The sequence below is a fragment of the Psychrobacter sp. R86515 genome (assembly GCF_042466315.1).
Classification (GTDB): domain Bacteria; phylum Pseudomonadota; class Gammaproteobacteria; order Pseudomonadales; family Moraxellaceae; genus Psychrobacter.
The window spans coordinates 1,867,207-1,887,843 of sequence record NZ_JAXHCC010000001.1 but is presented as its reverse complement, the minus strand read 5'-3'; the positions used below and the strand labels follow the sequence as shown (position 1 = coordinate 1,887,843).

General features: G+C 42.0%; 18 protein-coding genes. 8 read left to right on the top strand and 10 right to left on the bottom strand.

The features are described from left to right. Positions 1 to 352: 352 nt before the first annotated feature. Together SJY28_RS07985 and putP are read left to right on the top strand one after the other, a co-directional pair. The gene (locus tag SJY28_RS07985; protein WP_101205469.1) at positions 353 to 1,225 is read left to right on the top strand and encodes a LysR family transcriptional regulator; all 873 of its coding nucleotides are present in this window, start codon (positions 353 to 355) and stop codon (positions 1,223 to 1,225) included. A 457-nt stretch (positions 1,226 to 1,682) separates the two neighbouring features. Beyond that, a complete protein-coding gene (gene putP, locus SJY28_RS07980; protein WP_101205470.1) occupies positions 1,683 to 3,182 on the top strand; it encodes a sodium/proline symporter PutP in 1,500 nt (499 codons plus the stop codon). A gap of 718 nt (positions 3,183 to 3,900) precedes the next feature. On the opposite strand, the gene SJY28_RS07975 is transcribed toward putP, so the two are convergent. The 3 genes from SJY28_RS07975 to SJY28_RS07965 all read right to left on the bottom strand — a co-directional run bounded on the left by SJY28_RS07975 (position 3,901) and on the right by SJY28_RS07965 (position 7,509). Next, complete coding sequence (locus tag SJY28_RS07975) at positions 3,901 to 5,235, bottom strand: outer membrane protein transport protein (RefSeq protein ID WP_379544032.1); 1,335 nt, start codon at positions 5,233 to 5,235, stop codon at positions 3,901 to 3,903. A 373-nt stretch (positions 5,236 to 5,608) separates the two neighbouring features. After that, complete coding sequence (locus tag SJY28_RS07970) at positions 5,609 to 7,033, bottom strand: outer membrane protein transport protein (protein ID WP_379544031.1); 1,425 nt, start codon at positions 7,031 to 7,033, stop codon at positions 5,609 to 5,611. Between the two features lie 218 nt (positions 7,034 to 7,251). Then, complete coding sequence (locus tag SJY28_RS07965; protein WP_179798783.1) at positions 7,252 to 7,509, bottom strand: SlyX family protein; 258 nt, start codon at positions 7,507 to 7,509, stop codon at positions 7,252 to 7,254. A gap of 240 nt (positions 7,510 to 7,749) precedes the next feature. Here SJY28_RS07965 and SJY28_RS07960 point away from each other — a divergent pair, with 240 nt between their 5' ends. The 6 genes from SJY28_RS07960 to SJY28_RS07935 all read left to right on the top strand — a co-directional run bounded on the left by SJY28_RS07960 (position 7,750) and on the right by SJY28_RS07935 (position 14,118). Further along, positions 7,750 to 9,693 carry an ATP-binding cassette domain-containing protein gene (locus SJY28_RS07960; protein WP_379544030.1) on the top strand — a complete coding sequence of 648 codons (1,944 nt, stop codon included), beginning with the start codon at positions 7,750 to 7,752 and terminating at the stop codon, positions 9,691 to 9,693. A gap of 520 nt (positions 9,694 to 10,213) precedes the next feature. After that, on the top strand, positions 10,214 to 10,798 hold the full coding sequence (petA, locus tag SJY28_RS07955) for a ubiquinol-cytochrome c reductase iron-sulfur subunit (protein WP_057759305.1): 585 nt from the start codon (positions 10,214 to 10,216) through the stop codon (positions 10,796 to 10,798). A gap of 7 nt (positions 10,799 to 10,805) precedes the next feature. Continuing rightward, the gene (locus SJY28_RS07950; RefSeq protein WP_370587744.1) at positions 10,806 to 12,026 is read left to right on the top strand and encodes a cytochrome bc complex cytochrome b subunit; all 1,221 of its coding nucleotides are present in this window, start codon (positions 10,806 to 10,808) and stop codon (positions 12,024 to 12,026) included. Next, on the top strand, positions 12,026 to 12,739 hold the full coding sequence (locus SJY28_RS07945) for a cytochrome c1 (RefSeq protein WP_101205476.1): 714 nt from the start codon (positions 12,026 to 12,028) through the stop codon (positions 12,737 to 12,739). The genes SJY28_RS07950 and SJY28_RS07945 overlap by 1 nt, the downstream gene beginning before the upstream one ends. A 194-nt stretch (positions 12,740 to 12,933) precedes the next feature. Beyond that, the gene (locus SJY28_RS07940; RefSeq protein ID WP_058024136.1) at positions 12,934 to 13,548 is read left to right on the top strand and encodes a glutathione S-transferase N-terminal domain-containing protein; all 615 of its coding nucleotides are present in this window, start codon (positions 12,934 to 12,936) and stop codon (positions 13,546 to 13,548) included. 132 nt (positions 13,549 to 13,680) lie between these two features. Next, positions 13,681 to 14,118, top strand: coding sequence for a ClpXP protease specificity-enhancing factor (locus SJY28_RS07935; protein WP_102078541.1), 438 nt, complete (start codon positions 13,681 to 13,683; stop codon positions 14,116 to 14,118). A gap of 149 nt (positions 14,119 to 14,267) precedes the next feature. Here SJY28_RS07935 and dcd read toward each other — a convergent pair whose 3' ends face one another. The 7 genes from dcd to SJY28_RS07900 form a co-directional block, all read right to left on the bottom strand. Next, positions 14,268 to 14,843 carry a dCTP deaminase gene (dcd, locus tag SJY28_RS07930; RefSeq protein WP_058024138.1) on the bottom strand — a complete coding sequence of 192 codons (576 nt, stop codon included), beginning with the start codon at positions 14,841 to 14,843 and terminating at the stop codon, positions 14,268 to 14,270. Positions 14,844 to 14,997: 154 nt separating this feature from the next. Then, entirely contained in the window at positions 14,998 to 16,176 is a 1,179-nt protein-coding gene (locus SJY28_RS07925) for a DUF2804 domain-containing protein (RefSeq protein ID WP_379544029.1), read from the bottom strand. A 12-nt stretch (positions 16,177 to 16,188) separates the two neighbouring features. Next, on the bottom strand, positions 16,189 to 16,626 hold the full coding sequence (locus SJY28_RS07920) for a hypothetical protein (RefSeq protein WP_379544028.1): 438 nt from the start codon (positions 16,624 to 16,626) through the stop codon (positions 16,189 to 16,191). Positions 16,627 to 16,690: 64 nt separating this feature from the next. Next, the gene (apbC, locus tag SJY28_RS07915; protein WP_379544027.1) at positions 16,691 to 17,914 is read right to left on the bottom strand and encodes an iron-sulfur cluster carrier protein ApbC; all 1,224 of its coding nucleotides are present in this window, start codon (positions 17,912 to 17,914) and stop codon (positions 16,691 to 16,693) included. A gap of 196 nt (positions 17,915 to 18,110) precedes the next feature. After that, positions 18,111 to 18,911: a 3-hydroxybutyrate dehydrogenase gene (locus SJY28_RS07910; protein WP_101204306.1), complete on the bottom strand. Its 801-nt coding sequence runs from the start codon at positions 18,909 to 18,911 to the stop codon at positions 18,111 to 18,113. 42 nt (positions 18,912 to 18,953) lie between these two features. Continuing rightward, positions 18,954 to 19,583, bottom strand: a complete 630-nt coding sequence (locus SJY28_RS07905; protein ID WP_379544026.1) for a 3-oxoacid CoA-transferase subunit B — start codon at positions 19,581 to 19,583, stop codon at positions 18,954 to 18,956. Positions 19,584 to 19,687: 104 nt separating this feature from the next. Next, positions 19,688 to 20,389, bottom strand: coding sequence for a CoA transferase subunit A (locus SJY28_RS07900; RefSeq protein ID WP_379544025.1), 702 nt, complete (start codon positions 20,387 to 20,389; stop codon positions 19,688 to 19,690). Positions 20,390 to 20,637: the final 248 nt, after the last annotated feature.

Sequence of the window (20,637 nt, the reverse complement as noted above, 5' to 3'; positions counted from 1 at the left end):
TAATTACTTAATTTTTACTTACTTGAACATTGCCAAGCTAAGATTCTATGTAAATACTATGTCTATCTATAATGTTTGATAATTACTGTCGTATCTAAGACTTAAATATTATTTCTTCATCAGACTCAACATATGACTAAAATTAACGCTTAAAATACGTTTTAAATGGCAAATAGCCAATTTTTTAGAATAAATATGTCACAATATGCCTCGATGTCTTGTGATTATAGCAGGCAAATCCTATAATAATAATTGATGATTTTTAACCAGACGCAAACTTTTATTTCTAATACGTTGTGATTGGGTCAGCCAACTTTTATTTATAGCTCGTAAAGTAGCTAAGGACATTCGTTTGAACACCACAAACTTGACGACATTCGTTACCGTTATGCACACTGGCAGTATCTCGGGCGCCGCAGAAAAGCTATTTATCACGCAGCCTGCTGTCAGTAAACGTATCAAAAACTTAGAAGACGAGTTTAACATTACCTTGTTTGATACGGTAGGACGTGGAATTGTGCCTACTCAAGCGGCTAGTGAAATGCTACCTCATGCCAAACGTTGGCTAGAAGACTATGAAAATTTTAAAATCAACTTGCAGCATTCTCAGCACATTGTCTCTGGCAAGTTAGTTATTGGTACTAGCCATCATATTGGCCTACATCATTTAGCACCTGTCCTGAAACACTTCATTCAAGCTTATCCAGCTGTTCAGTTAGAAGTACACTTCGTAGATTCTGAAAAAGCGCATAAAGCCGTATTGGATGGTGATTTGTCTTTGGCCTTTGTAACTCTACCTCCTGTATATGATAAGCGCTTAACTTATCACACGCTCTGGTCAGACCCTCTTTATTTTATGACGGGTACGCTATCACCTTTGGCTACTAAATCTAATGTGACGTTGGAGCAGTTAGCGCGCTATCCTGCCATTTTGCCTTCTGCCAATACCTTTACCAGTCAAATTACCTTGGCTGAGTTTGCCAAGCACAATCTGAAGCCTTATGCCACGATGAGCACCAACCCGCTTGAGTCTATCCGTATGCTGGTATCTGTTGGTCTTGGTTGGTCAGTACTACCACAAACGATGGTCAGTCAAGACTTGGAACGTATCGATATGGCTGACAATATTGAATTACAACGCTATTTAGGTGTGGTTATCAATCCAAAATTAACTCAATCTAGCAGCGTGACCGCCCTACTAGACTTACTTGCGCCTATTGAATAAAAAGAGCTCACTATAACAGTCTAAGAATTAAGCTATTCGCATTTGTGACTCTCATGCGTTATAATACGCTTGACGTTGCTTTTATAACAAAAATTTACCACAAGGACACTGATAGTCATATATTGAATACTTCTAGTAAGATATGATGGTTAACAGTAGGTTTAATGGTTTAGATTGATGATGTAGGTTGCTAATACTCATATATAAATAGCAGATGCGAGCAATAACAATAGATAAGTGGAATGCGATGTTCCCGTTGTTCTCTATCTCTATATGAGTGCTAGCCATAGAACAATATCAATCATATAAAACTACAGAAGATACTGAAAAAAGCCATTATGTCTCAATTAATGGCTTTTTTTGTCTTTAAATATTGTTTTGAACATCGCCTTGCAGGACAAAACTTTTATAGTTAAAAAATAATTACAGCCAACCATGTTGGTTAAGGACAATTTATATGAACGGAGTTTCTAGTGGCGTGCTGATATCACTCGGCGCCTATTTCTTAGTGATGATTGGGATTGGTGTTTACGCTTATTTTAAGCAAGCCAATGATACTGAAGGCTATATGTTAGGGGGTCGTAACTTAGGCCCAGCAGTAACCGCACTTTCTGCAGGTGCATCAGATATGTCAGGTTGGTTACTACTTGGCTTACCTGGTTATATGTTTGCCGATGGTGTGGTCAGTATTTGGATTGCGCTAGGTTTGACATTAGGTGCATTACTAAACTATCTCATCGTAGCACCTCGCCTTCGTGTTTATACCGAAGTGGCTGACAACGCTATCACCCTACCTGATTATTTCGCCAACCGCTTTGAAGACAAGTCGCATATGCTACGCGTCATTTCAGCAGTGGTCATCATTCTATTCTTTACCGTCTATACCGCTGCAAGTCTTGTAGGTGGTGGTAAACTCTTCGAAAGCTCACTTAACCTCTCATATAGCACTGGCCTATGGGTTACTGCTGGTGTGGTTGTGGCTTATACGTTATTCGGTGGTTTCTTAGCGGTATCTATGACCGATTTCGTACAGGGCGTTATCATGCTGTTTGCCATGGTAATCGTACCTGTCGTTGCCTTTACTGATCTTGGTGGTATTTCAGCCACGACAGAAGCGGTCAGAAACATTGATCCAACCCTTTTAGACGTTACTAGCGGTATGAGTGTCATCGGTATTATCTCACTCATGGCATGGGGCTTAGGTTACTTTGGCCAGCCGCATATTATCGTACGTTTTATGGCGATTCGTTCAGTGAGAGATGTGCCAACCGCACGTAATATCGGTATGAGCTGGATGGTTGTGAGTCTGGTTGGTTCACTAATGACTGGTTTTGCTGGTCGTGCCTACGTACAAAAAACTGCGATGACGTTGGATGATCCTGAGACTATCTTCTTAGTATTCACTCAGTTCTTGTTCCATCCATTGGTTTCAGGTTTCCTATTAGCAGCTATTTTAGCAGCAATTATGAGTACTATCTCATCGCAGCTATTGGTTGTATCAAGCTCTCTAACCAAAGATGTATACAAACTATTCTTTGATAAAGACGCACCAGAAGCTCGCCAGGTATTGGTTGGTCGTATCTCAGTTATTATCGTTGCTATCGTTGCCATTATGCTAGCGTCTAACCCAGATAGCTCAGTATTGAACCTAGTTTCTAATGCATGGGCAGGATTTGGTGCAGCGTTTGGTCCATTGGTTATCTTCAGCCTTACATGGCGTGGTATGAACCGTAATGGTGCTGTTGCTGGTATGGTTGTTGGTGCGTTGACTGTTATCCTATGGATCTATGGTCCTTTCCAAGTAGATGGTATGGCACTAAATAGCTGGTTATATGCTATCGTTCCAGGCTTTATCTTAAGTACTATCGCTATCTTTGCCGTTAGTATCATGACTGGTGGCCCAAGACCTTCAGTTTCTGCTAAGTACAAAGAAATGGAGCTAAACTTAAACAAATAAGTTTACGTAAAATCTTAAGATTATTGTTATAAAAAAACCTCGTCATTATTGGCGAGGTTTTTTTATGAGTAACGATTTAGTATATTTAACCTACTACAGTATTAAAACAAAAAATTATGACAAATGAGACAGTCGTACGGACAAAGATAGTAGCATGGATATACTACGCTAGATTATCCTAGCCTATTTGGCAGTCCAACTGCTACCCACTCTTGAACGGTAGGCCTTTATTAAGACAATTACCTTTATTTAGCACCGTATTTTACTATCTGCTCATACGTATACATCGTTGTACACCTTGAGTATATTATGCTGTTATTAACAGCTTACTTACTAAATATTCGATAAGATATAAGTACGTATCTGCTCTTGATCCGAAGAATATGCGTTATACATGGATACGGAGCTAAACTAGGCGGTGGTGTATCAAAAAGTATGCTAGCGATAAAAGTCAATAAGAAATCTATGCTAAGTTCCCTGATTCTATAGGGCTTTAAAGGCTTCAAAAATTGTTCGAATTTTAATCAGCATACTTTTTGATACACCACCAACTAGGCAAATAAAATGTAGCCCTACTATATGAATTAGTACTATAAAGATTATCTTTACTGTTGTACCTATATTTGAGCACTAATAATAGAATACTTAATAGAAAACCCATAAAAAAAGCGACCTATTGCAGGTCGCTTTTTTATTATTCAGCAGTTATATAAAAAAGCTATTTACCTTGATAAGAAAGTTTTACACCAGCGATATAGCCATCATTGTCTTGGAAATCGCCAACGATTTTGCCTGTTGGCAGTTGACCTTGGGCATCACCGAACCATAAGTACTTACCACCAGCAGATACTGCCCAGTTCTCAGTGACGTTATATTTGGCCCCAAGACCAACACTATAGTAACCGTCAACAGGACCTAAGGATGTTGTCGGATCACCAGCGCCACTGTCCCAACCAACCGTACCGCTGATCGCAAGTGCTGGTGCGACACGCTTGGCAAGACCAAGTTCTACTTGCCATTGGTCATCATCGTATTCAACCAAGTTCAAACCATCAGGGCGTGCTGCGTTAGTGCTTACTTCATTATACAGTGGTGGCGTGATGACAAAGTCGCTCCATGGTACCCAGCGTACTTTTGCGGTGGCTAGCGTTGTAGGGTTAATGCCTGTCTGGAAGTCAAAGTTAACAGATTTAGGAGTAGTAATACCAATGTTGCCACCTCGATTAGTTGGAATTGCGCGTGGCGGTGTACCACTTCCGCCAATGATTGTAGCTAATGGATAATTCTCATTGATTTGCATATCGTGGTCAATTTCGGAACGATAAGTCAAAGCTGCTTTTAACGCAATCTCAGGTTTACTAAACGCCACACCAGCGATATAACCATAATCCATATCAGGGTTACTGTTTGAAGTATAACCACTAGCAGGTCCATAAGCTAAACCGCGTAATTTAGTTTCGGATTGGATACGTTGAGCAACTGGACCACCGTAAATCTGGAAGTTTTTATTGGCACCAAACTTCATACCAAGGATACCGGTTAAGCTTTCACTACGTACTTCAACCTTAGTGTTTTCACCTGCAGTACCCGCTTCAGCAACACCTATAATCGCTCTGTCAAGCCCACCAGGAGTAGCTACTGGATCATTAGCGAACTCTCCCGCTGAATCAGCTGGATTAGTATTTGCAACAAAATTGTTATCACCTTTATATTCTGCAGAGGCACCAAAAGGCTCATCGTATAAGATACCAATACTAAATGTTTCATTGATATCAGTTTTCACACCATAACGGAAAAAGTCATAGGACTCAGCAATATCACCCGTTTTATTACCGCGTACATAGGTATTATCGAATGGATTGTTGTTTGAACTATCATAACCACTTACATCGGCATCAATGTAGGTATAAACGGCTTCAGCATAGGTACCATCTTGAAAAAAGGCGGTGACATCCTGACCTGAACGATCAAGACCAGCAGCATTAGTCATGCTAGCGACAGAAAGAGTAGCGATTGCTACTGCAAGGGTTTTCAAGTGAAAGGTAGTGCGCATTGTGTATCTCCAACGGTCCTTGTTGTATTACTACTTTGATAATCAATATATAGCATTGCTGCGCTTAACATTGAGAGTGTCAAAGTCGTGTCCTAAGTTGAATACTAATGCCTTTTTGACACTAAAACAACAATTAAAGTGCTTTATTTCTCAATTATGACTGAACAGTACAAATAAGATATAAATCAAACAATGTCGTTTACTTCTACTTTTAAATGTGAATTTTCTGAAATATATATTTATAGGAGAATTTTTCTTTGAGATAAAACGGGTTCACTATGACTGTAATACTGCCTATAAAAAAAGCGACCCATAAAGGATCGCTCTTTTATCAATAACATCTAAAAAATTTGCTGTATAGCTAAGTTGTGAATTACTGAGCTTGGTAAGAAACTTTTACACCAAGTACAAAACCATCATTACTTTCGAAATCGCTAACAATAGCTTTATTTGGTATCTGGCCTTTAGCATCTCCAAGCCATAAATACTTACCACCGGCAGATACAGCCCAGTTTTCAGTAACGTTATATTTAGCACCTAACCCTGCACTATAGTAGCCTTCCGTAGGCCCAAGTGAGGTAACAGGATTACCAGCACCACTATCCCAACCAACAGTTCCACTTACTGCTAATACTGGTGCTAAGCGCTTAGCCAGACCTAACTCTACTTGCCATTGATCATCGTCATAACTAACTAATGCTAGACCATCGTCATCCTGAGTCGAAACCTTACTAACATCGTTGTATAGTGAAGGTGTAATTGCAAAATCACTCCATGGTACCCAGCGTACTTTTGCTGTTACTAATGTTGTAGGATTTATACCAGTTTGAAAGTCAAGGTTTACTGACTCTGGGGTATTAATCTCGATATCGGCATATCTAGTAGTTGGTAATGCTAAACCAGCTCTAGCTCCGGCAGCTGTAGCAATAGGGAAAACCTCGAAAGCTTTTGCATCGTGTTTAATCTCAGAGCGATACGTTAATGCTGCTTTTAGTGCAATCTCAGGCTTACTATAAGACATACCAGCAATCCAGCCGTAGTCTTGATCTGGGTTAATATGTGTAGTATAGCCAGAAGCCGCACTATAAGCCGTACCACGTAGTTTTACATCAGCTTGTACACGTTGGGCTACTGGACCACCATAAGCTTGAAATTCTTTATTTTGACCAAATTTCGCACCAAAAATACCAGTAATACTTTCTGTACGTACTTCTACCTGTGTAGTTTCGCCTGCAGTAGCCGCCAAGCCTTTTGCAGCTTCAAGCCCTATAAGCTGACCCTGAAACTCTTGTAGTTGCTCAGGTGAAAAATTACCTGGGTTACCTGGAGCAAGCGCACCTTTTAGATCAGTAATATTTTGATCAACCAAACCTTCATTTAAACCAAGGTTGCCTGTGAAGCCTTGAATAAGCGCATCTGCATCGTCATTAGTAACGAAATTATTGTTACCAGTATAATCAGCGGCAGCACCAAAAGGCTCATCATATAAGACGCCAACGCTAAAGGTTTCGTTGATATCTGTTTTCACACCATAACGGAAAAAGTCATAAGACTCAGCGATATCATCAATCTTCTTACCCTGAGTGTAAGCTTTGTTGTCTGAACCGACATAAGCGTTGTCGTGACCAGTAACATCAGCATCGATATAAGTGTAGACAGCTTCTGCATACGTGCCGTCTTGTAGGAATGCGGTGATATCTTGGCCTGAGCGATCAAGGCCAGCAGCACTAGCGACGCTAGCAACAGAAAGAGTAGCAACAGCTACTGCAAGAGTTTTTAAATGAAAGGTGTGGCGCATTTTATATCTCCAAACATCCGCATTGTTTTACTGTTTTACCTAGTTTTAATAGGCAATCAGCATCCGAGGTGGAAGATAGTAAAGACTTTTTAACACTAAAACAACTACAAAAACACATTATTTCTATGTTATGACCACATAGTCATCAGACAGTATCTATATATAAAAATACGTATATATCTTCCGCTATTAGATGCTTTCTTTCCAAATTCTACTCATTAATAATGTGGCGGTCTGTCTGCCATTACATCAAATGGTGCAATACCGCTTTCCGTATCTTGACCTTCAATCTGTTTATAAATCAGCTGTAATTGACGTTGCAGCGTATGAATATCTCTGTCTTGTCGCGTGATTACGTCATCCAGTCGTTCGACGGTCACTTCAAGGTGCGCGAGGCTCATTTGCAAATCGATTACTTGGGCTTGCAAATCATTTTGAATATCAGAAGTATCATCTGTAATTCTAGGTTGGTTCATATTTTTCTCTATATTGTAATAAGTATTAAATTGAAAGGATGGATCACTAAGAAGTTTGAAGAGTACCGTAGATTAGCGATAAATCTACAAACATAATCATGGAATAGGAGCCGTTAGTAAAAGCAGTAAATAGTACTGATAAAACTATTTACTCCCACTACAGTGACGCGGTGGCATGTTATACTGCAGACAATTTTGCAACAACCCCTACCTCACTATTATATAAGCTTAAGATACTCTATGGCACTGATTCATTTAAAAGACATTCACTTAGCCTTTGGCGTCGCGCCTGTTCTTGATGGTATTGATTTTTCTATCAATACAGGCGAGCGTGTGTGCTTGATTGGCCGCAACGGCGAAGGTAAATCTACTTTGTTTAAACTGATCAATGGCTCATTGCAGCCTGACAGTGGCGAGATTATTACCAACAGTAGCATGCGTGTAGCAATGCTAGAGCAAGACGTTCCCGAGACCAGTGGTCGCATATTAGACATCGTTATGGGCGGCAGTCGTCGCACGGCTGATTTGCTCATTAACTATAATAAGCAAGTCGATATGTGCGCGAATGGCGATATGGATGCCTGTGAGCATATGGCGACCCTACAGCATGATATCGACGCGGTACATGGTTGGGACTTAGAACGTGATGCCATGCGTCTGATTACGACCATGGGCCTTAATCCAGAAGACGACTTATCATCTCTATCTGGTGGTCGTAAACGCCGCGTGTTACTTGCTCGTGCGCTAGTTACCAAGCCTGATGTACTACTACTAGATGAGCCAACCAACCATTTGGATGTTGAAAGTATCGAATGGTTAGAGCGCTTTTTGCTTGATTGGCAAGGCTTAACGTTGTTGTTCGTGACTCATGATAGAGCATTCGTAAATAAGCTATCGACTCGCATTATTGAGCTTGACCGTGGCCAATTGACCAGTTATGACGTAACACAAGGTGAAGGTGGTTACGCGCGCTATCAAGAGCTGAAAGAGCTACAGTTACAGGCTGAAGAAAAGAACAATGCCAACTTTGATAAAAAACTGGCACAAGAAGAAGTTTGGATTCGCCAAGGTATCAAAGCACGTCGTACCCGTAACGAAGGCCGTGTACGTGAACTAAAGGCCTTACGTGAAGAGCGCAGCGATCGCCGTGAACAAGTGGGCAATGTAAACATCACCATGGGCCAAGGCGAGAAAAGCGGTAAGCTTGTCTGTAAAGTTAAAAACTTACATCTTGAATATGACGGCAACGTATTGGTAGATGATTTTACGACCACTATTATGCGTGGCGATAAGATTGGTATTGTCGGCCCTAACGGTGCCGGCAAAACTACGCTTATTAAAGCTCTACTCGATATGTCTGATGATGAAGTTACCAAGTCTGGTAGTGTCGAATTAGGTACTAATCTGAAAATTGCATTCTTCGATCAGCTGCGTGATCAGTTAGACCTTGAAGCAAGCGTTGCACAAAACGTTTCGGAAGGCTCTGACTTTGTCGAAGTTGGCGGTCGCAAGACGCACATCATGAGCTACTTGCAAGATTTCTTATTTGCACCAGAGCGTGCACGTACACCAGTGAAAGCATTGTCTGGTGGTGAGCGTAATCGCGTCCTACTGGCCAAGCAGTTATTAAAACCTGCCAATATTTTGGTACTCGATGAGCCGACCAACGATTTGGATATGGCAACACTTGAGCTATTAGAAGAGTCAGTCGCCAGCTTTGGTGGTACGATTTTGCTAATCAGTCATGATCGTTCATTCATGGACAACGTCGTTACCTCTACGTGGGTGTTTGGCGAAGATGAAGACGGCAAAGGTACTGTTAGTGAGTATGTAGGTGGTTATCAAGAGTACCTCGTACAAAAAAACCGCGAAGAAGCATCCCGTGCTGCCAAAGCACCTGCCAATAACGCAGCAACCAACAAAGCGACAAACAAGTCTGGCGCAGCAGCGAAGCCAAATAAGGCAGCCAAAAAGCTAAACTATAATGATCAACGCGAACTGGATAACTTGCCAAAAGAAATCGCTGCACTCGAAACCGAACAAGCTCAATTGCAAGAAAAGCTGGCCGATGGCTCTTGGTTCAATACTGACTTTGATGCGGCGACAGCTGCTAGTGAGCGTCTCCTAACCATTGAAGATGAGATGATGCACAAGCTTGAACGTTGGAGTGAGCTTGAAGGCTAGTATTGGCACTCTCTAGCTAAGTTTATTGGAATATCGCATGTGTACTTTATATTGCGTATTTCGATAAACAAGTTTTTGATAGTCTGACAAAACATTATTAATCATTGTGAAGACATCACCACTTTATTATATAGAGTGGTGATATTTGTTTTACAGCAACTTACAAAGTAGTTAGATGGTGAAAGTTAGTGAACATTACCTTAATTTCAAGTATCATTCGCTATTGCTGAAAATCCTTATTATTTATAAGGTCATCACATCATAATCCTTGTTAAAGCAAAGTTAGCGTTAAACGTTGATAATCCAACTGTTTTGGTTTGATTGTCATATTCAACCTTCTAATATGTCCTATTGAGGTTGCTTTATTTTTAACGCAATAATTTATTTTATCACCGAAATAGCTTAGAATAGCAACAATTAGCAAAATTAGGCACAGCTAAAGTGGCTTGATATTGTATATTTTCTAAGCCACAAACCCAGTGTGGGATAATCCCATTTCATTCACCTGGAGGAAGTATTAATGAGCCAAGCCGAAGGCGTTAATGTACAACGCCGTAGAGTTCTTATTGCCTCAACTGCCGCGATTGGTGCAGCTGGGGTAGCTGCCGTGGCGACACCTTTTGTCCGTTCTTGGTACCCAAGCGCTAAAGCTGAGGCTGCAGGGGCTGCAGTGACCCAAGATATTGGTTCTATCGAAGATGGACAAATGATCGTCGTCAAATACCGTGGTAAACCTATTTATGTGGTTAAGCGCACCGAAGACATGGTTGCAGGACTAGAGTCAGTCAAACCTCTATTATCTGATCCTGAGTCTGATGCGTCTCTACAACCTGAATATTGCAAAAATCCTACTCGCTCTTTAGATCCAACCGTATTGGTTGTCGAAGGCGTTTGCACACATTTGGGCTGTGCACCAAACTACCGTCCTGATGTGGGCGCGGTGGATTTAGGTGGTAATGATTGGTACGGCGGATTTTTCTGTCCGTGTCACGGGTCAAAATATGACTTAGCAGGTCGCGTGTATAGCGGCGTCCCTGCACCACTTAATTTACCCGTTCCAGAATATGGTATGGATGGTACCATCTTGACGGTTGGGGAGGCTTAATATGAGTATGGGTAAAAAGTTAATGCATTGGGTGGACGCGCGTTTTCCAGCGACCGAAACCTATGAATACCATATGTCAAAGTACTACGCACCAAAGAACTTTAACTTTTGGTACTTCTTTGGCGTGCTATCAATGATTGTATTGGTCAACCAATTGGTGACTGGTATATGGCTTACGATGATGTACAACCCAAGTGCCGAAGGGGCATTTGCGTCTGTTGAATACATCATGCGTGACGTAAAAGGTGGCTGGCTCATTCGCTATATGCACTCAACCGGCGCATCTGCGTTTTTCGTCGTTGTATACCTGCATATGTTTAGAGCATTGCTATACGGTTCATACCAAAAACCTCGTGAGCTTATTTGGCTCATCGGTATGGGTATCTACCTAGCACTTATGGCAGAAGGTTTCTTTGGATACTTACTACCTTGGGGCAACATGTCATTCTGGGGTGCACAGGTTATCTTGAACTTACCTGCAGCTCTACCTGTTATTGGTGATGGCCTTGCTGAATGGGTACGTGGTGACTATATCATCTCTGGTATTACCCTAAACCGTTTCTTTGCTCTACACGTTGTTGCTATTCCATTAGTACTCGTGGGCCTAGTATTTATGCATATCGTGGCGTTGCACCATGTGGGTTCGAACAACCCTGATGGTATCGACATCAAAAAGCTAAAAGACAAAAATGGTGTACCTTTAGACGGTATCGAATTCCATCCGTACTACACTGTGCATGACATGGTGGGTATCGTAGTATTCTTTATCTGTTTCTTTGCAGTGGTATTCTTCTTCCCAGAAGGCGGCGGTTTCTTCCTTGAACCACCAAACTTTGAGACAGCGAACTCACTGAAAACACCAGCACATATTGCACCAGTATGGTACTACACGCCGTTCTACGCTATTTTACGTGCGGTTCCTGACAAGCTTGGTGGCGTGATTGCGATGGGTGGTGCGATTGCCGTACTGTTCTTGATCCCATGGCTTGATAGGTCTCCTGTGCGCTCTATACGTTACAAAGGTATATTATCTAAGATTGCGCTGACCGTCTTTGCTATTAGCTTTGTTGTATTGGGTTACTTGGGTGCGACGCCTGCTACACCAACGGCAACCATCATGGCTCGTGTATTCACGATTCTATATTTCTTGTTCTTCTTACTGATGCCTTTCTACACTGCGATTGAGAAGTGTAAACAGCCACCAGAACGCGTTACCGGAGGTCACTAATGAACACGCTAATTAAATCCCTAGCTGGTCTAGGCTTAGGCGCGGCATTAACCTTGACTGCTGGTACGGCAATGGCTTCAGGCAGTGGCTGCGGTACATTCACCAATGCAGATGGCGTTGATGAACACCTGGCTTGTAGTACAGCTCCTATTGATTTTACCAATAAGGGCTCACTACAAAACGGCGCGAAGATCTTTATGAACTACTGTGCTGGGTGTCACTCAGCCAAGTACGTTCGTCATTCGCGCATTGCCAAAGATTTAGAGATACCGCCTGAGCTGGTTGAAAAGTATTTGATGGTTACTACCGATCAAATCGGTGACCACATTACTGCTGAAATCGATCCTGAGATTCAAGCGTCTTGGTTTGGCGCAGCGCCTCCTGATCTATCACTTGAGACACGTCTGCGTGGCGACGACTGGGTATATACTTACCTACTGTCGTTCTATGAAGATCCAAGCCGTCCTTGGGGCGCGAATAACTTAGTACTGGCCAATGCAGCGATGCCTCACGTATTGCATAATATGCAAGAAGAGTTGAGCCAAGAAGAGTTTGAATCTGAAGTTGGTGACTTGGTTAACTTTATGGCGTGGATGGGTGAACCTGCTCGCCATGACCGTCAAGTAATTGGTTTCTTTGTAATTCTATTCTTATTAGTACTGCTCATCCCAGTTTACTTATTGAATAAAGAATTCTGGAAAGATGTTAAATAAGTCATAGTTAGCAGACCGTTCTTAGAATTAAAAAAGCACTACTTCGGTAGTGCTTTTTTGTGCCTTGATATAGATCATAAATACTAGAGAAGCCGGAAAATAACTCGCTCAGCGCTAATGTTTACGTACACTACCTTGATAAACGTTGCGAGTTTGTTTACGATGACAACCTTCACTATTAACATTAGGCTTTCATGATTGATGCGAATGACATTCCAAGTAGTCAGCTAATTTTGTATGCTGATGACGGCTACGACAGTCATGTGGTACGCCTATTACTTGAAGAAAAAAAGCTCGCTTACTATTTGTCTCGCTTACATTCTGAGCGCCCTGAAGATTTGACTGAGCTAAACCCCTATCATACCTTGCCTGTATTACAGCAGCGTGAGATTGCGCTTTATGAGATTAACGTCATTTTTGAGTACCTTGAAGAGCGTTATCACACAAATAAATTGCTCCCTGAAACACCGCAAGAGCGTGCACAGTTTCGCCAATTAGCTTGGCGTATTCAGCGTGATTGGTTAGTACTTGGCAAACGTCTGCTGACACATCCAGATAGCTTTAATAAAGCACAGGCTGCCGTTGCCAAAAAACAGCTTAGTGATTCGTTAATTACTCTGTCGCCATTGTTCGCTCATAAGCCTTATTTTATGGCCGATGAGTTTGGTTGGTGTGACGTGTTATTAGCACCACTATTATGGCGATTAGATGAGATGGGTATTGAGCTGCCACGTGCCATTAGCCGTCCATTGTTTGAATACCAAACGAGAGTGTTTGAACGCAGTAGCTTCCAAAAAAGCGTGCGTTGATTAGACAAGTATCGAAAGCTGTCCTAAAATAAAGTATAAATAAGATAGACGTTAATTAGCATTTGTCATTTGATAAGTTGCTGAACGAGATATTTTTCATTATTAAAAATTATTAGTATAGGAAATCATTAAATGAGCGAAACCACCTCTATTACACCTACCCGCCCTTATATGGTACGTGCACTATATCAATGGATAGAAGACAACGCTCTGACACCATACTTGATGGTTGATGCTACCGCTGACAATGTGCAAATACCAACCGAACATGTGCAAGACGGTCGTATTGTATTGAATATCGCCAGCCGTGCTACTGGTAACATGAGTATGGAAAATGACTATATTCATTTTAGTGCGCGCTTCGGTGGTGTATCACAAGAAATCTGGGTACCACTTACTGCGGTGATGGGGATTTATGCTAAAGAGAACTCGCAAGGGATGTTCTTTGATCCAAAAGAGTATGACAACTATCAGCCAGAAGACGACTCAGCACCAATGTCTAACAACAGTCCTGCTAAAGCACCTAAACCAAAGCGCGATAATAAAGCGGGTTTAAAGGTCCTAAAATAAAAATTCTGGAAGTAAATAGAACCTTAGACCAATTCTATTTAACCCAATAAAAAAGCTAGCCATATTTAATATGACTAGCTTTTTTATTAACTATTTAAAGGCTTATTAACTTTCTATAACTGATAAGCTTTTAAACGGACGCTTACTGACTAGGTTCTTGGCAGTGTCACGCCACGTTGACCTTGGTATTTACCACCGCGGTCTTTGTAGCTGGTCTCACAAACATCATCAGCATCGCTTTGGAAAAACAGCATTTGCGCAACGCCTTCGCCAGCATAGATACGGGCTGGCAGATTGGTGGTATTACTAAACTCTAAAGTGACGTGCCCTTCCCACTCAGGCTCAAGCGGCGTTACGTTGACAATAATACCGCAGCGCGCGTAAGTCGACTTACCTAGGCAAATAGTCAATACATCACGCGGAATACGGAAGTACTCCATAGTACGGGCTAAAGCAAACGAATTAGGTGGAATTATACACTCGTCACCAACGATATCGATAAAGCTTTTATCATCAAAGTTTTTAGGATCAACGACTACTGAATGTACGTTGGTAAAAACTTTAAACTCAGGAGCACAGCGCACATCATAACCGTAGCTTGAGGTACCGTAGCTAACCAAACGCTCACCTGCATCATTAAAGCGTACTTGACCTGGCTCGTATGGCTCAATCATGCCGTGCTCTTCGGCCATTTTACGAATCCATCGGTCAGACTTAATAGACATTGTTGTTCCTTAGCAAATATTTAATAGCGGTTATGATAACAGTATTTTGATAGCGACGATTATACGGAATTGGTGGCTGAATTTATAGAGGAGCGGCTACTTAAAACTGAATACAGCCATTAATCTCATTTATTCCCATGTTATGTCTTAGAAGCTACCATTTGGCAAAATGATCTTCTGCGAGCCCCATGACATTATCAAGCCTAATAACTTCATCTCTTATTCGAATTTCACCACTATAAAAACCTATCCACTGCTCAAAGATACTGGCTATCACACCAAAATTATCGGTCTTTTTATAGACGATAATCGGTGTGAAGCTCAAATCAATATCGACATTGCTCCAACCAAGATTTTGATGATAGATACGCCATGGCTCTGAAATGCTAGCGTCAGTTTCTACGCCTTCTATACTTGGCTTAAGACTATTTGGCTGATTTGATCGAATACTTGAACCCTCACGAGCAAACATAACGGGTGGTAAATAGAATATCTGCCCGTCAAGCCAGCAAGCATTTTCACTGGCTCCTGTCTCATTGACACCCATAGACAGATTGAGCAAAAAGTGACGACCATCTGACAAATAGCTAGTGATACAGCTCCAAAACCAATTGGTTTCATGACGCATATAGCCGAGCGTCCAATCTAGATTGGCAATAGTAACATCGGTGAAAGTTATTTTTTGAGATTGAGCATCAGGAGCATCAGGAGCATCAGGAGCATCAGTATGAAATTTTGACTTGGCTTTAATGAGCAAATGCCCAGATAGTGAGGTCAACGGCTCTTTTTGCGTAAACGTCCAGCCACGCCTACCAGTCGGCGTACATATGGCTAACGGTTGTGCGCTTCGTGCTAACGCTGCCGTTATTGCAACATACTGACTGTCGAGCGCAATAGTCATCTGAGCAGGACTAAAATCCAAGGTGACACTCAGCTTTGTATGTGTAAATGCCATCTGCCCTTGATAACCATCACCATCTAAGTGCGTATGATGCGTCAAAGGCTGTAGCGCCTCACAGACTTCCAGCTGCTGAGTATCTTCATTATAAATGTAAACGAAAGCACTAGTCGCAAGCTTAATCGTTGCGAGCGCGAGGCACACTCTATACGGGGGCTGGAGTATCTGAATGAAGCAGAACTGGTTGGCTTTTAATTCTTTACGCCAGTTAGGTAGGGATTTTTGTGAAATGAGATGACTATAATAGTCTAAGTAGTTGATACTTTTGACTTGGGAGAAAACACCAAAAACAGGCTGACCATTTTGGATAAGATATTCGAGATTCGCCAGTTTTAAGTTGGCGGCAGTATACGGTTTGTCGTGGCTTTTATTCATGATATCGGCATCCTAGCCAAATTTTCCTAAAGGTACTATCTGTCCTTGATAGCTTACGGTGCTAAGTGAAATTCTTCTTTTTGCCTGTACAGCACCCACAAAAAGTGCTTCAGTTATCACCTTAACTTCAATATTGGTTAATCCATCTGCTAGTGTTTCTGTAACATTGATTGATGCAAGCGCACTTACCCATAAAAAGTGTCTTGGAAACTTTTTTAACAGCTCAGCGAGAGCTTTTGTGAATTTGTTAAAATCGGCAATTACCATTCGGCGATTGCTAAAGTCAGCATTAATCTGATAGCGTTTGCTACTGCCATCCTTATAGTAGCAAACGGCAATCAACTGATTGTTTGAGAGTTCAATGATGTATATCGGTGGGCGAAATAATCGTAAGACTCTATACTGCTTGGGAGTATTGTCTAAATGGCTTTGATAAATAGATAAGTTCAAGATATCCTCTTTTTAGACAATACATTCACTTTAAAAGTCGCCAGCTTAGGCTACTTCTCCATCATCAAAAAATCCGCTTATCATCGACAGGCTTTGCAAATTTATTGATATTGGTTTCGATATTTTTGGCAATATCTAGATAATACTGTGCAAACTCATCATCAGCCAATACGCTTGGCACGCCTTTATCAACTTGCGCACGAATACCACTGGCAAGTGGTAGCTGACCCAATAGTGGTACATGATACTGCTCAGCGATAAACTCACCACCACCCGTACCAAAGATTGCTTCGGTGTGATTACAGTTGCTACACGTGTGTAGCGCCATGTTTTCAACCACACCTAGCACAGGAATATTGGTCTTATTAAACATCTCAACGCCTTTTTGCGCATCGAGCAAGGCAACATGCTGCGGTGTCGTGACAATGACAGCACCCGTGACTGGAATACGCTGCGCTAATGTCAGCTGTATATCACCCGTACCTGGTGGCATATCAATCACTAGATAGTCCAGCTGCGGCCAATTGGTTTGATTATATAGCTGCATCAATGCACCCGTTGCCTTCGGTCCACGCCATGCAACCGGGGTATTATCTCCATCGAGCAAGCTACCGATAGAGAGCATTGCCATACCATGCGCATCGACTGGTACGAATTGCTCGTTTTCTAGTTGCGGCTTCACATCAGCAACGCCTAGCATCGTTGGCATACTAGGACCATAGATATCTGCATCTAGCACCCCAACGCGATTACCAAGCTTCTGTAGTGCTAGTGCGATGTTGACCGTCGTTGTCGATTTACCAACACCGCCCTTACCTGATGCCACGACAATAATATGACGGATACGAGGATGCGCTGCCAACGATGCTTGGGTAGGTGCAGCTTTCGTAATCGGTGGCTCAGCGTTAGTGCTATTAGCATTGTTATTAGCGCCAGATGAAGGCTGGGATTCCATCGCATTGGTTGTCTTTGGCATCTGCTTTGGTAAGCTTGAACCTGAACCCTTTTCTGGCGCAGGCAGACGCACATTCATATGAATCGTGGTAATACCATGCGGGTTTAGCAACTGCCCGAGCTCCTGCTGGATAACTTCAGGATTGCTATCTTTTGGCAAACGCAGGTCTAACGTAAGTGCTTCGCCATCACGCTCAAGTCCTGTGACCATCGTGGCAATACTGACGGCACCTATCTCATATCCAAGTAGGACTTTGTCGACGGCACTATCACGCTCTGCCTGCTGCTGAGGCGTTTCGGTTTTTGTGGTTTTTTTCTTCATGAAGTTAAACATAGCTACTATTATGGCCTATACAAGTGGGTAGATCTGACAAATCGCTCAAGTCGTCTCGTTGCGCATATTACAACCGATAACGTTAATGAGTATATTAGCCAAACCTTCTATCGTGACAGTGTAGCTGAATTGGACGCATAAAAAAACCACAACGTCAGTAGGTCTGACGCTGTGGTATATGCAAATGGCATATATATTAATTCATAAACCAACCATGACTGGCAACGATAGATTGTCCAGTGAATACATTGGTTGGGAAAGCCGCTAAAAATAGCGCCAATTGGGCAATATCTTCTACTGTCGTAAACTCTTTATCTACGGTATTGACCAGCATAATATCGTTAATAACCGACTCTTCACTGATGCCCTTTTCAGCTGCTTGCTCTGGGATTTGTTTTTCTACCAATGGCGTCTTAACAAATCCTGGGCAAATCACATGCGAGCGTACCTTATGCGCTGCACCTTCCTTGGCTAACACACGGCACAGTCCTAATAGTCCATGCTTCGCGGTCACGTAAGGGGCTTTATATAATGAGGCCTCATGCGAGTGCGCAGAGCCCATATAAATAACTGTGCCGCCCTTATCGCCTTTATACATATGCTTAATCGCGGCTTTAGTGGTCAAAAAAGCGCCATCTAAGTGGATGTTCAGCATTTTTTTCCAATCGCTAAAAGCCATTTTATCGATTGGATCAATGATCTGAATACCAGCATTAGAAACTAAAATATCAATACTACCAAAAGTATCAACTAGCTGTTGCACACCATCGTTTACCGCATCTTCTGAGGTAACATCCATAGCAATCGCCAGAGCACGTCCACCAGCAGCTTCAATAGCATCAACCGTCTTTTGTGCTGCTTCGAGATTAATATCAGCAATACCAACCGCTGCGCCTGCTTTTGCATAAGTTTCAGCGATGTCACGTCCGATACCACTTGCAGAGCCAGTGACCAATGCTACTTTGCCTGTCAAATCCTGCTGTAATTGGGTGGCCATATAGGTTCCTTATTATGATCTATAAATATCAGAAGATAAATCCTATTGAGCAATACTGACTGGCGTTTTTTCTTGTAACTCGTCAAAGCTAACACCATCTGCTAATTCAACCAATTTTAGGCCACTGTCAGTAACATCTAATACGGCAAGCTCAGTAATGATACGATCAACCACGCCTTTGCCCGTCAATGGTAGCTCGCAATTGGCTAGAATTTTTGGGTCGCCGTGTTTATTGACTTGTTCCATGAGGACAATCACACGCTGTACGCCTGCAACCAAATCCATCGCACCGCCCATGCCTTTAACCATCTTTTTTGGAATCATCCAGTTGGCCAAATCACCATTTTCTGATACTTCCATCGCGCCCAATATTGCCAAATTAACATGACCGCCACGAATCATCGCAAAAGACTCTGAGCTGCTAAAATAACTGGAGCCTGGCGCTGCTGTGACCGTTTGCTTGCCAGCATTAATCAAGTCAGCATCAACGTTATCTGCTGTTGGAAACTCGCCAATACCTAACAAGCCGTTCTCTGATTGTAACCACACGTCCACGCCTTTAGGAATATAGTTAGCGACCAACGTTGGTAGACCAATGCCTAAATTTACGTAATAGCCGTCTTGTAGCTCCTGTGCAGCACGCTGCGCCATTTGTTCTCTTGTCCATGCCATGATAAATTCCTTATTTTTTTACGATATTCTATTTTTACTTATCTAAACGATGAGCTATCTAAACTGTCATGAATATAAAGACTGATTATCAGTTTCAAACACAATTAAGCTTTAATCGTGGTTTTTTCGATACGTTTTTCAGGGCTATTATTCAATACAATACGCTGAACAAAGATACCTGACAGATGCACTTCATCTGGATCAAATGTACCCGTCTCTACAATCTCTTCGACTTCAACGATGGTGATTTTACCTGCCATCGCACAATCTGGATTAAAGTTGCGAGCGGTTTTATTAAAGATTAGATTGCCCGCTTTATCTGCTTTTTGCGCTTTGATTAAGGCGACATCAGCACGTAGTGTATGCTCTAACACATAAGTACGCCCATCAAAATCACGCGTCTCTTTACCTTCAGCGACCAGAGTACCTACACCTGTTGCAGTATAAAACGCAGGGATACCTGCACCACCTGAACGCAATTTTTCAGCCAAGGTTCCTTGCGGCGTCAACTCAACCTCTAGCTCGCCAGCTAAATATTGACGCTCAAACTCTTTGTTTTCACCCACGTATGATGAAATCATTTTTTTGATTTGACGTGTCTGTAGTAGCAGACCAAGACCGAAGTCATCGACACCAGCATTGTTACTGATACAGGTCAGCTCTTTAACTTTGCTATCGCGCAATGCTCCAATTAGCGCCTCTGGAATGCCGCATAGACCAAAGCCACCGATCGCGAGCGTTTGCCCGTCACTAACGACGCCTTTTAGCGCTTCTTCGGCACTGTTATATACTTTTGACTGACTCATGCTTGTCTCCTATGACTGTTATTTATATTTTTAATCCGTGCATAACCTAATGCTGAATTAAGTATTTCAATTATCCATTTGCTTGTTGCTTTTAATAAAACCTAACAACGAAAACTCATCATGCTTATTTTTCTTTTGAGCGTTATAACGCCATATAGTCGATTCAATTTAAAAATAGTACAAGGCAACTGAGTGTAGATGTATATTAAATACTTCAAGCGAGGTTAACGCTGTAATACTTTTATAGT

Bases quoted from the DNA above. Each gene is read 5' to 3' on its own strand.
- dcd (WP_058024138.1), bottom strand. From the start codon at position 14,843: ATGTCTATTAAGTCTGACCGATGGATTCGTAAAATGGCCGAAGAGCAC.
- SJY28_RS07925 (WP_379544029.1), bottom strand. From the start codon at position 16,176: ATGAATAAAAGCCACGACAAACCGTATACTGCCGCCAACTTAAAACTG.
- SJY28_RS07975 (WP_379544032.1), bottom strand. From the start codon at position 5,235: ATGCGCACTACCTTTCACTTGAAAACCCTTGCAGTAGCAATCGCTACT.
- SJY28_RS07940 (WP_058024136.1), top strand. From the start codon at position 12,934: ATGATTGATGCGAATGACATTCCAAGTAGTCAGCTAATTTTGTATGCT.
- putP (WP_101205470.1), top strand. From the start codon at position 1,683: ATGAACGGAGTTTCTAGTGGCGTGCTGATATCACTCGGCGCCTATTTC.
- SJY28_RS07900 (WP_379544025.1), bottom strand. From the start codon at position 20,389: ATGAGTCAGTCAAAAGTATATAACAGTGCCGAAGAAGCGCTAAAAGGC.
- SJY28_RS07970 (WP_379544031.1), bottom strand. From the start codon at position 7,033: ATGCGCCACACCTTTCATTTAAAAACTCTTGCAGTAGCTGTTGCTACT.
- SJY28_RS07935 (WP_102078541.1), top strand. From the start codon at position 13,681: ATGAGCGAAACCACCTCTATTACACCTACCCGCCCTTATATGGTACGT.
- apbC (WP_379544027.1), bottom strand. From the start codon at position 17,914: ATGTTTAACTTCATGAAGAAAAAAACCACAAAAACCGAAACGCCTCAG.
- petA (WP_057759305.1), top strand. From the start codon at position 10,214: ATGAGCCAAGCCGAAGGCGTTAATGTACAACGCCGTAGAGTTCTTATT.
- SJY28_RS07905 (WP_379544026.1), bottom strand. From the start codon at position 19,583: ATGGCATGGACAAGAGAACAAATGGCGCAGCGTGCTGCACAGGAGCTA.
- SJY28_RS07960 (WP_379544030.1), top strand. From the start codon at position 7,750: ATGGCACTGATTCATTTAAAAGACATTCACTTAGCCTTTGGCGTCGCG.
- SJY28_RS07950 (WP_370587744.1), top strand. From the start codon at position 10,806: ATGGGTAAAAAGTTAATGCATTGGGTGGACGCGCGTTTTCCAGCGACC.
- SJY28_RS07965 (WP_179798783.1), bottom strand. From the start codon at position 7,509: ATGAACCAACCTAGAATTACAGATGATACTTCTGATATTCAAAATGAT.
- SJY28_RS07910 (WP_101204306.1), bottom strand. From the start codon at position 18,911: ATGGCCACCCAATTACAGCAGGATTTGACAGGCAAAGTAGCATTGGTC.
- SJY28_RS07945 (WP_101205476.1), top strand. From the start codon at position 12,026: ATGAACACGCTAATTAAATCCCTAGCTGGTCTAGGCTTAGGCGCGGCA.